The 12929-nt window shown below is 63.9% G+C and carries 12 protein-coding genes; 6 read left to right on the top strand and 6 right to left on the bottom strand.

The features are described from left to right. Positions 1-9: 9 nt before the first annotated feature. On the bottom strand, positions 10-1224 hold the full coding sequence (locus tag HHJ17_RS16055; protein WP_296502678.1) for a carotenoid 1,2-hydratase: 1215 nt from the start codon (positions 1222-1224) through the stop codon (positions 10-12). A gap of 171 nt (positions 1225-1395) precedes the next feature. Here HHJ17_RS16055 and HHJ17_RS16060 point away from each other — a divergent pair, with 171 nt between their 5' ends. The 3 genes from HHJ17_RS16060 to HHJ17_RS16070 all read left to right on the top strand — a co-directional run bounded on the left by HHJ17_RS16060 (position 1396) and on the right by HHJ17_RS16070 (position 5160). Continuing rightward, on the top strand, positions 1396-2928 hold the full coding sequence (locus HHJ17_RS16060) for a methyl-accepting chemotaxis protein (protein WP_296502680.1): 1533 nt from the start codon (positions 1396-1398) through the stop codon (positions 2926-2928). A gap of 186 nt (positions 2929-3114) precedes the next feature. After that, complete coding sequence (locus tag HHJ17_RS16065; RefSeq protein WP_296502683.1) at positions 3115-4707, top strand: methyl-accepting chemotaxis protein; 1593 nt, start codon at positions 3115-3117, stop codon at positions 4705-4707. Positions 4708-4752: 45 nt separating this feature from the next. Further along, positions 4753-5160, top strand: coding sequence for a bacteriohemerythrin (locus tag HHJ17_RS16070; protein WP_296502685.1), 408 nt, complete (start codon positions 4753-4755; stop codon positions 5158-5160). Positions 5161-5188: 28 nt separating this feature from the next. Here HHJ17_RS16070 and HHJ17_RS16075 read toward each other — a convergent pair whose 3' ends face one another. Beyond that, positions 5189-7747, bottom strand: a complete 2559-nt coding sequence (locus HHJ17_RS16075) for an ABC transporter permease (RefSeq protein WP_296502687.1) — start codon at positions 7745-7747, stop codon at positions 5189-5191. A 111-nt stretch (positions 7748-7858) separates the two neighbouring features. Here HHJ17_RS16075 and HHJ17_RS16080 point away from each other — a divergent pair, with 111 nt between their 5' ends. Together HHJ17_RS16080 and HHJ17_RS16085 are read left to right on the top strand one after the other, a co-directional pair. Then, complete coding sequence (locus HHJ17_RS16080) at positions 7859-8251, top strand: HPF/RaiA family ribosome-associated protein (protein ID WP_296502688.1); 393 nt, start codon at positions 7859-7861, stop codon at positions 8249-8251. Positions 8252-8283: 32 nt separating this feature from the next. Beyond that, positions 8284-8745, top strand: a complete 462-nt coding sequence (locus tag HHJ17_RS16085; protein ID WP_296502690.1) for a CBS domain-containing protein — start codon at positions 8284-8286, stop codon at positions 8743-8745. A gap of 23 nt (positions 8746-8768) precedes the next feature. On the opposite strand, the gene HHJ17_RS16090 is transcribed toward HHJ17_RS16085, so the two are convergent. The 3 genes from HHJ17_RS16090 to HHJ17_RS16100 are packed head-to-tail and all read right to left on the bottom strand — an operon-like array spanning position 8769 to position 11807. Beyond that, positions 8769-9875, bottom strand: coding sequence for a CapA family protein (locus HHJ17_RS16090; RefSeq protein ID WP_296502691.1), 1107 nt, complete (start codon positions 9873-9875; stop codon positions 8769-8771). A 15-nt stretch (positions 9876-9890) separates the two neighbouring features. Then, complete coding sequence (locus HHJ17_RS16095) at positions 9891-11321, bottom strand: RtcB family protein (RefSeq protein WP_296502694.1); 1431 nt, start codon at positions 11319-11321, stop codon at positions 9891-9893. Positions 11322-11324: 3 nt separating this feature from the next. Continuing rightward, the gene (locus tag HHJ17_RS16100; protein WP_296502696.1) at positions 11325-11807 is read right to left on the bottom strand and encodes an archease; all 483 of its coding nucleotides are present in this window, start codon (positions 11805-11807) and stop codon (positions 11325-11327) included. Positions 11808-12020: 213 nt separating this feature from the next. Between HHJ17_RS16100 and HHJ17_RS16105 the strand changes: the two genes are divergently transcribed. Further along, positions 12021-12449: an Hsp20/alpha crystallin family protein gene (locus tag HHJ17_RS16105; protein ID WP_296502699.1), complete on the top strand. Its 429-nt coding sequence runs from the start codon at positions 12021-12023 to the stop codon at positions 12447-12449. A gap of 40 nt (positions 12450-12489) precedes the next feature. On the opposite strand, the gene HHJ17_RS16110 is transcribed toward HHJ17_RS16105, so the two are convergent. Further along, positions 12490-12900, bottom strand: a complete 411-nt coding sequence (locus tag HHJ17_RS16110) for a hypothetical protein (protein WP_296506474.1) — start codon at positions 12898-12900, stop codon at positions 12490-12492. Between the last annotated feature and the right edge of the window lie 29 nt (positions 12901-12929).

Below are 12929 nucleotides of genomic sequence, written 5' to 3' on the forward strand. Positions count from 1 at the left end.
GAGCCGTGCCTACAGTCGCAACGGGCTGGCGTAGCCGGTCATCTCCAAATAGCCGCGGCCAATCAATTGGCCCTGGCTGTCAAACAACTCGCTCAAGCCTTCCCAGTACACCGCGCCGGTGGAGTTGCGGCTGTCGAGCTCCTGGTTGTCGAGGACGGCTTTGACGGTGTAGGCCGCTGTTGGCGTCCGCACGGTCCATTCCACCGGGTAGCGGGCCTGGGTCAACGGGCTGGTCCAGCTGCGCACCGGCTGGAATAGCACCTCGCCGTGCGCAAAAACCTGGGGCGTGGCCCCCAGGGCCGGGCGACGAAACGAGCCGCCATCCCACAGTGCGTTGCCGGCCTTGTCGCGCAGCCGAAAGGCGGTGAGCGCGCTGCCATCCAGCAGATTCATGCCAATCCAGTCCCAGCCCACCGCCTGCGGGTGCATCAGGGCCTGACTCCATTCATGGTCGAGCCAAGCCGTGCCTTGCACTGGCATCGCTTGTCCCTCCAAGGCCAGCGAGCCGGTGACTTGCAGTTGCGGCAGGCTGTAGTAAAAACTGGCTTGCCGTGCATCCGGCCCCTTGCGCGATAGACCCTGCACCCCTTGCAATAGCAGCGGTTGCATCTCGCGCAAGGCCAGTGCAAAACGAAAGCCATGGCCAGCCGCATGGGCCTGGTACTGGCTGGCTTCGTGCGTCAGCGACCAGTCGCGCAAAGTGATGGCGGTGTCGTCGTTGCGGGCCTGCGCCACTTCAAAACCTTGCCGCGCAATACGTTGGTCGTGCCACAGCTTTTGGCCCGTCACGTCGGTCACGGCCGCATGCGCAAATATCAGCTGCTTGGCGGCAAAGGCCGAACTCATGCCCTGCGTGCTCTCGACGCGTGAGCGAAAAAATGTCAGTTGAAAGCCGAACTCGCGCTCAGTGGCCCGCGCGCCCGCGCGCAAATGGCCGGTGATGTACCACCACTCAATGGCGTAGTCCGGGTGGCTGCCCAGGTCGCGCGGAAACTGCAGCACACGCGGCCGCAACGGCTCAGCCGCTGTGGGTGTTTTGGCCGCGGCCTGTAACGGCCACCACGGCGTCGCCAGTCCGGTCAGCAGCAGGTGTCGGCGGAACAAGTTGGGGGGCGTGGCGTCTGTCATGCCCAAATTGTCGCTGCGATCCCGGTTGGCCGGACGGCGCGGCCGCGTGGGGGCAGGGTCCTGCGCACCGTGGGCCTGAAAAAGAGAATTTGTCACGCCTATGTCATACCGCTGTCACACAATTCGCACAAGATGACCCGGGTTTTCCCTTGGTTTAAATCTCACCCGGCCTGCGTTGGGCCGGTATTACGAAAAGAGCAGTTATCAATGTCACAAGCAACTTCCTGGAGCGGGTTCTGGGTATCCGGCTCCTTTTCGCGCCGGATCATGAGTGTTCTATCGCTTGTTCTGGCGGTGGCCCTCATCGGATCGGCGCTCGGGGTCTGGTCATTGCAACGGGTTTCAAAAGAGACCGGGCGGATGGTGGATGAAGTCATGGCCACGGAGCGCCTGGCGGGTGATTTGCACCGTCACATTGCGGTCAATGTGGCCCGCTCCAAGGCACTGGCCTTGAGCTCGGAGCCCCAGGTCGGGGATGTGTTGACCCCCGAAATAAACAAGACCTCGGCGGCGGTGGATGAGTTGCTTCGCAAAATGGGCACCATGATGACGGCGCCCGCTGACCAGGTCATTTTTCGCCATATGACGGAGGCCAATGTCAAGTTCATCAAAGCCCGGGATGAGCTCAATGTCGCTCATGACAGTGGTTTGACCTCGAACATTGAGCAGGTGTATGTCAACCGTTTTACGCCGGCTGCGCAGGCCTTGCTGGATGCCGTGACCCAACTCGGAGAGGCCCAGCGCGCCGAGATCGATGCGTCCGTGGCGCGCATCAGCGACTTGAGCTTGTCGGCGCGCTGGAGCCTGATCCTGTTTGGCGTGTGTGCGCTGTTGCTGGGCGGCGTGTTGTCGGTTTGGCTCGTGCGCGCCATCACCCGGCCCATCCAGCAGGCCGTGGACACGGCCAACCGGGTGGCGGCGCTGGACCTGACGCAACGCATTGAAGGACACGACCGCGACGAAGGCGGCCGGTTGCTGGCCGCCTTGGGCCGCATGCAGGTGTCGTTGCACAGTCTGGTGTCGCAGGTGCAGGGGGCCAGCCGGACGGTGGCGGAAGGGGCCACGGAGATCGCGGCCGGTAACCTTGATTTCTCGACCCGGACCGAAATGACCGCCTCGTTCCTGCAACAAACGGCGGCCGGCGTCGAGCAGATTACATCGACCATGCAGCACTCGCTGGAGGCCGCTACCCGGGGTGAGGTGTTGGCCAAATCGGCGGCCAAGGAGGCCGCGGGTGGTAGTTCGGCCATGTCGGAGGTGATGCAGACGATGGACGAGATCCGGGAATCGTCGCGCCAGATTGCAGATATCACGGCCGTCATCGACGGCATTGCCTTTCAGACCAATATTCTGGCGCTGAACGCGGCGGTCGAGGCCGCCCGCGCGGGCGACCAGGGGCGCGGTTTTGCCGTGGTGGCAGCCGAGGTGCGTGCGCTGGCAAACCGCTCTGCGGTGGCGTCGCGCCAGATCAAGTCGCTGATCAGCGACTCGGTGGACAAAGTGAAGCTGGGCACCAGCAAGGTCATCGAGGCGAAGGACACCATGTCCACCATCGTTGATTCGGTGGGCCGTCTGGCGCAGGCCATTGGCGAAATCACCGCCGCCACGGGCGGGCAAAGCAGTAGCATGTCGAGCATCAACGTGGCCGTTAACCGCCTGGATCAGATGACCCAGCAAAATGCGGCCGTGGTTGAGGAGTCGGCCGCTGCCGCGCAGAGCCTGCAGGAGCAAGCCGGGGATTTGCGCGATGTGGCAGGGCGGTTCCGGCTGCCGGGCATGGCGATGCTCGCGCTGCGCTAACCCGAGGGCGGTGCTGGCGCTGTCGCACCGCCGCACATGGCGGGTGCGTTCATGTTGTGCGGGCAAAGGCGACGGGGGCGCGTCTGTTGCAGACGCTGGACGGCGCGGCCTCAATAATTGACCATGTCAAAATCGAGTCTCTGTGGCTTTTGCGCCAAGCATCGCCTTTCTTCAAAGTAAAGCATCATGAACAACCTGAAAATTTCCACCCGCCTGATCATCCTGATCGGCAGTCTGTCGGTGCTGCTGCTGTTTATCGGCACGATCGGCCTGTTTGGCATCAGTAAAGCGAACGACGCGCTCAAGACGGTGTACGAAGACCGCACCGTGCACATGGGCCAGATTGCCGACATCAACCGGATGATCCTGCGCAATCGGCTGCTGATCGCTGGCAACCTGCTGAATCCCGTTCCCGAAGAAATCGCCAAAGATACGGCGGAGGTGGACGCCAATATTGCCGCCATCGGTAAAGTCTGGGCCGCCTACCTGGCCACCACCTTGACGGTGGAGGAGGCCAGAATTGCCAAGAAATTTGCAGAGGACCGCGGCCAGTTTGTGCAGGAGGGCCTGCGTCCCGCCGTGGCCGCCCTGCGCGGCAATGATTTTGAGGGTGCCAAGCGCGTTGTATTTGAAAAAGTTCGTCCCCTTTATGTTCCGGTGAAGGTCGGCATTGATGCCTTGATGCAACTCCAGATTGACGTGGCCAAAGAAGAGTTCACTGCCGCTGGCGCACGCTATGACTTGTTCCGTTCGGTCTCGATCGCGGCCATTGTCAGTGGCATCCTGTTTGCCGTCTTTTTCGGCTTTGTCACGGTTCGCTCCATCACCCGCCAGTTGGGTGGCGAGCCGGGCGAAGCCGCTGCCGTCGCAGAAAGTGTCAGCGCCGGCGATTTGAGCGTGCAGATTGACCTGAAGCCGGGCGACACCACCAGCCTGATGGCCCAGCTCAAGTCCATGCAGGACAACCTGGTGACGATCGTGAGCCAGGTGCGCGGTGGTTCCGGGGCCATGGCCACCGCCACCAGCCAGATTGCGGCCGGCAACCTGGACCTGTCGTCCCGCACCGAGGAGCAGGCCAGTGCGCTGGAGCAGACGGCCGCCTCCATGGAAGAACTGGCGGCCACCGTCAAGCAGAATTTTGAGAGCGGCAAACATGCCAATCAGCTGGCCGGTTCGGCCTCCGACGTCGCCGTCAAAGGCGGTGCGGTGGTGGCGCAAGTGGTGCATACGATGGAGGCGATCAACGTGTCGTCCAAGAAGATTGCCGACATCATTGGCGTGATTGACGGCATTGCCTTCCAGACCAACATCCTGGCCCTGAACGCCGCGGTGGAAGCGGCCCGTGCCGGCGAGCAGGGGCGGGGCTTTGCCGTGGTGGCCAGCGAGGTGCGCAGCCTGGCCGGCCGTTCGGCCTCGGCCGCCAAGGAAATCAAGGAACTGATTGGGGCCTCGGTCGACAACGTCAACGAAGGCTGCAAGCTGGTGGAGCAGGCCGGAAGCACCATGGATGAAATCGTGGTGAGCGTGCGGCGCGTGACCGACATCATGGGCGAGATCACCACCGCCAGCCAGGACCAGTCCGCCGGCATTGACCAGATCAACCAGGCGATGACGCAGATGGACCAGGTCACGCAACAGAATGCGGCGCTGGTAGAAGAAGCCGCCGCTGCCGCCCAGTCACTGGAGCATCAGGCGCAAAGCATGGTGCAAGTCGTGAGTGTGTTCAAGCTGGGGCGGCGTCAGGATTTGGCGCTGGCCTTTGACGGCGCAGCGGCATGAGCGCAGCGCACGGCACCCCTGAAAATAACAATCGGAGAGCGGTAAATGGCGTATTTTGAATGGGCGGATGACCTGGTGATCGACAACGGCCCGATTGATCGGGACCATCGCCATCTGGTGGATCTGGTGAATGAATTGCATACGGCCACAACCCAGGGCTGTGGCCAGGAAGTCGTCGCCAAAATTCTGAATTCACTGGTCCAGTACACGGCGGAGCACCTGCGCATGGAAGAGCAAGAAATGGCCGCCGTTCATTTTCCGCATCTGGAACGGCACAAGATCGGGCACCTCAAGTTCACCGAAAGCTTGCGCGACCTGCAACAAAAATACGACGCCGGAAGCATCACGGTGGCCTCGCAGTTGTCCACCGTGCTGCGCGACTGGTTGTCGCTGCACATCCGGCGCAGTGACAAGGAACTGCTGACGTTCATGAAAAAAAGCGGAAAAAAATAATTCAGGGTCGGGTGGCGCGCTAGCTCCGCTACCAGTCTTCTTTCACTGCCAACACCGCGTCTTTGCCGGCCGCCGCCCGGCCCGCCAGCCAGGCGGTGATGGTGCCCGCGGCCACCACGGCCAGGCACAGTGCAAGCAGCCGAACCCAGGGCAGCATCAACTCCATGGTCCAGTGAAAGCTCTGCGGGTTGACCACATGCACCAGCACCACGGACACCGCCAGGCCCAGGGCCAGGCCCGCCATCGCGCCCAGGCTTGTCCAGGCCGCCCCCTCAAACGCCACCACCGCCAGAATCTGCCGCCGCGTCAGACCCAGATGGGCCAGCAGGCCAAACTCCTTGCGCCGTGCCAGCACCTGGGCGCTGAAGCTGGCGGCCACGCCAAACAGGCCAATGCCAATCGCCACGGCCTGCAGCCAGTAGGTGACGGCGAAACTGCGGTCAAACATCTTCAGGGTCGAGGCGCGGATCTGGCTGGCGGTGCCAAATTCGAGCAGCTGGCCAGCCCCATTTCCCAGCGGGTCGGCCAGGTTACGCAGGGCTTGCTGCACGCGCGGGACTTGTGTTTGCGCGTTGAGCCAGAGCGCCAGATCGTTGGCGCGCCGGTCGCCGGTGAGTTGCTCGAAGACACGTTTGTCCATGGCAATCGCACCCGTCTGGCGGGCATAGTCGCGCCACACGCCCGCTACAAAAAACGTAGCTACTTGCGCAGGTGCGACGGGGGTTAGAGGCTTAAATGATGCTGAAAGTGGAGTGAACACGGTACCCAGCCGGGCGCCATGCAGGTCGAGCATGGCCTCGCTCACAAAGATGCCGATCTGGCCGGGCGGCACCGGCAGCGGCTCGCCCATCAGCGGCAGGTTGCGCGCCGGGTCCCCCAACTCGCGGGCGATCAGTGTCACCGCCGGCCGGGCCGGGTCCAACAGCAGCGCCATCTGGCGCTGGGCCTGCACCCGCTGCACGCCGGCGATTTGGGCGGCGGCCTGCACAAACTCCGGGCTGAAGTACACCGTGTCATTGGCGCCCAGGTTGCCGGCACTGCGCACATACAGGTCGGCGGGCAGCACCCGGTCCAGCCACTGCGTGACTGAGTCACGGAAACTGGCCACCATCACGGTCAAGGCCACCGCCAGACTGAGCGAGGCCACCACGCCGCTGACGGCGACGGCCGCGCTCTCGCGTACCCGGCGCGCCCGCTCGACGGCCAGCATGGGCAGGGTATGGCGGGCCACCAGGGGCGCGAGTTGGTCCAGCAGCAGCGCCACCAGCCACGGCAGCGCCGTGATGCCGCCCACCAGCAGCAGCGCGACCGAGGCATAGGCTGCCAGCGGTATATCAAATACAGCAGGAGCCCTTGCCAGCAGGGCGGAAGCTGCTATCAAAATAATACTCAGCCAGTGACTGCGGCGCGTCACCTGAGCGCCGCCGAGGCCTTTGAGTGTTTGTGCCGGCGGCAGGCGCTGCGCCTGCCGCGCCGGCCACCAGCCACCCACCAGCGCGGCCAGCACGCCCAAGGCGCCGTACACCAATGCTGCCCCGCTACTCCATTGCAAGGTGGGGGCGACGCCGGCAAAGTAGCCGCCGCCCAGATCGCCCCCGAGCAGGCGCAGCGCCAGCGCCGCCAGCGCCGTGCCCAGCGCAATACCGGCCGCGCTGCCGACCAGGCCGAGTGCGAGCGACTCCCACAACACCAGGCGCAGGCGGTCACGCCCGCTCAAGCCCAGCACACCGAGCAGCGCAAACTGCTGCGCCCGCTTGGCCACGCTCAAAGACAGCACCGAGAACACCAGAAACGCCCCGGTAAACAGGGCAATCAGCGCCAGCACGGTGAGGTTGACGCGGTAGGCGCGCGACAGGTTGCTGACCTGCGACGCCGCATCGCCCGGCTCGGTCACCGTCACGTCGGGTGGCCAGCTGGGGTCGGACTGCAGGGCGCGCACAAAGGCGGCCCGGTCGGCGCCGGCCTGCAGGCGGAGATCCAGGCGCGTGAGCTGACCTTGTTTGCCAAACAGCTCTTGTGCCGCGCCAATGTCCATCACCGCCAGCGGCGCGCCGCCCGCGCTGACGCTGCCGGCCTGGGTCACGGTCTTGAGTTGCAGGCCGCTTTGCAGTTGCAGCGTGTCACCGTCCAGGCGCTGGCGGGCGGCGGCATTCAAAAATACGCTGCGGGGCGAGAAGATCGCCAGGCGGTCGGCGCCTGCCGTGGGCCGCGGCATGAGCGCCGGGGCCACGGCGGCCACCACCAGGGCATCGACGCCGACCACGCGCAGCAGCACGCGCTCGTTACGGCCGGTCAGGGCGTAGGTGCTGAATTCGAGCACGGGCGACGCCACGCTGACTTGCGGCAGGGCGGCCACGCGGGCATAGAGTGTTTCGTCAAAGCTGCCCTGCACCCCGCGGAGTTCCAGGTCGGGCTGGCCGTTGACCGAGCGCACCGCCTGCGAAAACTCGTCCAGCGCCGAGGCGTTGATCAACTGCACCGAAAACGCCAGCGCCACGCCCAGCATGACCGCCACCGCAGCGGCCGCGTTGCGCCAGGGGTGGTGGCGCAACTCTTGCCAGGAAAAGGTTTTTAGCAGCTGGATCATGGGCGGGATGGCGGGAGGTTGGGGCCAGTGTATTGTGCCGTTGACAAATCTCAACTGGGTTTTCTGGGTGTCCCCAAAAATGCATTTTTATGGTCGCACAGGGGTGAAAAGATGAAGCTTCCGGTTCAAATTAAATTTCATGGCATGGAACATTCGGCGGCATTGGCGGCGAGCGCCAATGAGCACGCGCAAAAGCTCGAATCGTTTGCGCCCGACATCATGGCTTGCCGTGTCGGCATCGACCTGGAGCAAAAGCACAAGCACCAGGGGCGCCCGTTCAGCGTGCGCATCGACCTCACACTGCCGGGCCACGAACTGGTGGTGAACCGGGTCCAGCACGAAGATGTGTACGTGGCCCTGCGCGAGGCCTTCGACAACATGAAGCGGCAACTGGAAGATGTGGTGCGCATACGCCGGGGGCAGGTGAAACAGCACGCCATTTCGCCAGCAGTCGATTTTGAACCGTCGAGCCTGCAATCGTTGACTGAGCTGCCCAGAGAATGACATGCCACACGCATTAAAACAGGGAGAAATACATGGGTGAGCGTTTGACCACGGGTGAAATATGCACACGCAGTGTGACCATCGCCTTTCGGGCCACGACCTTGAACGGTGCGGCGCGACTGATGCGAGAAAACCATGTCGGCTGCCTGATCGTGGTGGATGAGGTGGGGGGCCGGCGCACCGTGGTGGGGGTGTTGACCGACCGCGATATCGTGACTGCGGTGGTGGCCTCGGACCTTGACCCCAGTACGCTGAATGTAGAGGACGTGATGACCACCGACCTGGTCACCGCCCGCGAGGACGACTCTTTGATCGACTTGATGCACACCATGCGCGGCAAGGGTGTGCGGCGCATCCCGGTTGTTGGGGTCGCGGGCGAGTTGATTGGCGTGGTCACGCTGGACGATGTGTTGGACATCCTGGCGCAGGAGTTGGGTTTGCTGGTCGGTGCCATTGACAGCGGGCGGCAACGCGAGCGCCAGGTGCGACAGTGAGCCGACCATAACAGGCCTAGCTGTCACCAACGTAGCTGCCAACTGCCATCTGTTTGCGTCTGTAAGCGCGTCTGGAAGTGCGCGCTTCCCGTTTCAAACAGTGTCTGTAGGCGGCGTCGCGCCGCCGGCTTGGCGTGGCTCAAGCGCAGGCGGCGCAATTGCATCGGAACCATCTCAAGTTGCTGCAGCGCGCCGGTCTTGCGTGAGAGCTGGACGAAGTACAGGCACACGGCGCTGGGGTCAAAGCTCTCCTGCATCGCGATGCCTTCATAGTCATTGATCAGATCACCGCAGCCATAAAGAATCAGCCGGCCGCGGTAAACCTCGACCGGCCGTGGATGGTGCGATGAATGGCCATGCACCAGATCGGCCGCCCCCAGTTCAATCAGGCGCTGCGCAAAGCGGCGATGCAGCGGCGGCACTTCAAGCCCCCAGTTGCCACCCCAGTGCAGCGAGACCAGCACCAGATCACCGCTCTGGCGCTGCCGGGCCACGAGCTCGGCCAAGCGCTGCGCGCTGGCCTCGGTCAAATCGGACAACAGCGCCACGCCGCCCTGCGCGGCTGTAGCGGCCCAGTCCGGCGGCACGCCGCAGTCCGGTGCGGCCCAGGAAAACACCAGCAGACGCGCGTCACCGCCGAGTGGCAGGGTGGCGGGCGCGCCGGCCGCCTCAAGATTGTGGCCGGCGCCGGCGCTGTGAATGCCGGCCTGCTGCAGTGTTTGCAAGGTCTGCCGCAGTCCCGACTGGCCCCAGTCCAGCACATGGTTGTTGGCCAGCGCACAGCAGTCGATGCGCGCCGCCGTCAGGCAGCCGATGTTGGCGGGATGCATGCGGTAGTGAATGCCCTTGTGGGGCCAAGCTTCATCCGAGGTGGTGATTGCGGTTTCCAGATTGACCAGGCGCAGCGCGGGCTGGCGTCGCTCAATCTCGGCCAGTGCATCACCCCAGATGTAGTCCGGCGCGACCGGGGCCGGCACCGGGCCGTTCACGCGCTCGGCCAGCCGCACGTAGTCGCGCGCATCGCGCACCCAGCTCTCATACAGCAGCGGCGCAACGGGGTGCGCCTGAATCTGGTCGATGCCGCGCCCGGTCATCACGTCGCCCGCGAGCCAGAGCGTGAGTGTGTCCATGACGTTGCTGACGTCTCAGCCTTTGACGCAGACCAGCGGCACCAGCCGCGCCACCTTGCGCGCCAGGCCGGCCGCATCGGCGGCATCCACCACCGCGTTCACGTCCTTGTAGGCGTCGGGCGCTTCCTCGGCGACGCCGCGCATCGAGGGGCTGCGCACCAGAATGCCGCGTTGCGCCAGTTCATCGATCACGGTGCGACCGTTCCAGGTCTTGAGGGCCTGGTGGCGACTCATGGCGCGGCCGGCGCCATGGCAGGCGGACGAAAAAGCCAGTGACTCCGAAGCCGAGGTGCCTGCCAGTACATAGGAGCCGGTGCCCATTGAGCCGCCAATCAGCACCGGCTGGCCGCTGGTGCGCAGGGCAGGCGGCAGCTCGGGGTGGCCGGGGCCCCAGGCCCGTGTTGCGCCTTTTCGGTGGACATACAGTTCACGCCGGTGGCCGTCGACCTGGTGCGTCTCCAGCTTGCAGGTGTTGTGCGAGACGTCGTACAACACCTGCAAATGCGCAGTGGGCAGTACTTTGGCAAACACCTCGCGCACCAGCTGCGTCAGGATCTGGCGATTGGCGAGCGCGCAGTTGATGGCCGCGCGCATTGCACCCAGGTATTCCTGACCCAGGTCGGAGTGAATCGGCGCGCACGCCAACTCCCGGTCGGGCAGGATGAGGCCATGGCTGGGAGCGGCTTCCACCATGCGGCGCAGGAACTCGGTCCCGATCTGGTGCCCCAGCCCGCGTGAGCCGCAGTGGATCATCAGCACCACATCACCAAGGTGCAGGCCGTAGGCGCTGGCAATGGCGTCATCAAACACCGCCGTCACCTCCTGCACCTCCAGGTAATGGTTGCCACTGCCCAGCGTGCCCATTTCTTCGCGCTGGCGTTTTTTGGCTTGCTCCGAGACGTATTTGGGTTTGGCGTGCAGCATCTGGCCCTGTTCTTCAACCCGTTCCAGATCAGCGCTCGTGCCCCAGCCGCGTTCAACCGCCCATTTAGCACCGCCACTGAGCATGGCGTCCATCTGCGCGCTGTTGAGCCGGATCGCGCCGGTGCTGCCCAAACCAGCGGGAATATGCGCGAACAGCGCTTCGACCAGCGCATGCTGCACGGCCATGATGTGCGCACGGCGCAGCCCGGTGTGCAGGCAGCGCACGCCACAGGAGACATCAAAACCGACGCCACCGGCTGACACCACGCCACCGGCATCGGCGTCGAACGCCGCCACGCCGCCAATGGGAAAGCCATAACCCCAGTGGGCATCGGGCATCACGCAGGAGGCACCCACAATGCCCGGCAGCATGGCGACGTTGACCGCCTGCTCGTAGACCTTGTGGTCCATGGCTTGCACCAGTTCTTTGCTGGCGTAGATCATGCCCGGCACCCGCATCTTGCCCCGCATCGGGATTTCCCAGACACAGGGGCCGAGTTGTTTCAGGAGGTTCAGTTCCATGGCTCAGACATCGACCACGGTTTGCGCCAGCCAGCCTGCACCATTCAGTGGTGCGACGCGCAGGGCGGTGCAGGTGGCACCCTTGACCTCCACTGCCGGCTGGTGCCGTGGTACCGAGGTCGGCTCGCCCATTGCCTGGGCGTCCAGGTGCGGGCCATGCCGTCCGGGCTGCAGCGCAACCTGAAAGCGGCCAAACAGCATGCGCCGCACCGCCATCTCATACACCAGCGCATTGAGCCAGGCGGCAAGCAGCAACTCGTCATCCGGCGCCTCGCAGACGATGTGCACGGCCTCAACGGCGGCCACCTGCAGCGGGTCGGTGATCACGGCTGTCAGCGCGAGGGCGGCCTGCTCAAAGGCTTCGGCCTTGCTGGCGCCAACACCGCGCACACCGATGTCGGCACCGTGCGCGAAGTGTTCCCAGTGCGGCTGCACGGCGTTGCTGCTGCGCTCGTGCGATGCACGCTTTATCGGTTCTGACCTCATGTATTTGGTTATGTGCCGCTTTGTAGCTTGTGCCTTTGACAATCCGCAAAAAAATATCGCTATCGCCCGGCTACTGTTGGCAGCGGAAAAACGCGATGGCCTCAAAAGCCGACGCTTGAACCCTGTTTTTCTGCGGCTCAAGCCGAGCCGTGATGTCCGTGGTCATGGGGGCCATGGAGTGGCATCACCTGTAGGAATGCCCTGGAGATGACTATGAACTCACTGATGGCGCGCGGTAGTCTTTTGGATGAAATTTTCAGGGACGTGTCACCCGGTTTTTACGTGACGCCCTTGCATGGCGACCCGCTGCCCGATCCGGTCCAGATCAAGATCGACTTGAAGGAGAACGATCTGGCCTACACCGTGCATGCGGAATTGCCCGGTGTCAGCAAGGAAGACATCCATGTGTCGGTGGACCGAGGAACCGTCTTGCTGCGCGCCGAGGTCAAGCAGCAGGATGTCCAGACCCAGGACGATAAGGTGCTGCGCAGTGAGCGGTATTTCGGATCGATCGCCCGCAGCTTTCAGTTGCCGCTGGAGATTGACCAGTCCCAGGCCAAGGCCCGCTTTGACAACGGTTTGCTCACGCTCACCCTGCCCAAAAAGCAGGGGAGCCACGCACAGCATCTCAAAATTGAGTGACTTGGGGTAAATCGGTTAACGGCCCCAAGCCGTTGCCGGTTCAGGGCTTCAGACCGGCACAGGCATCACGACGGGGTTGTGCCAGCGGTTTACCGCCTTTTTCTTTGATGCGAGCGGCCATCTTTTCGTGTACCTGATCCCGGTAAGCGGTGCATTCCTCGTAGGTCTTGAAGGCGCGCATGTGCTCACGGTGCTCGTTGCGCTCTGCCCGCGTCATCATGGACCAGCCCGGGGTGTAGTCCATACCCCACTGGGCCATATGACCGCGGCCCATGCCCGGCCCCATCCCAGCACCCATACCCGGCCCCATGCCCATCCCGGAGGCCGGCATGGCCGGGGTGGCCGCTGGCCCGCCAGCACCCGCGCCGCTTTGCGCCAGCGCAGTGCCCGCCAGCAGCGCCATGGCAGATGCCGCCATAGATGCTCTCAATATCAGACGAATCGGTTTCATCGCAGTCTCCGGGTAAAAGTGAATAACGC

The organism is Rhodoferax sp., assembly GCF_012927445.1.
In the GTDB taxonomy this organism is placed as follows: domain Bacteria; phylum Pseudomonadota; class Gammaproteobacteria; order Burkholderiales; family Burkholderiaceae_C; genus Rhodoferax.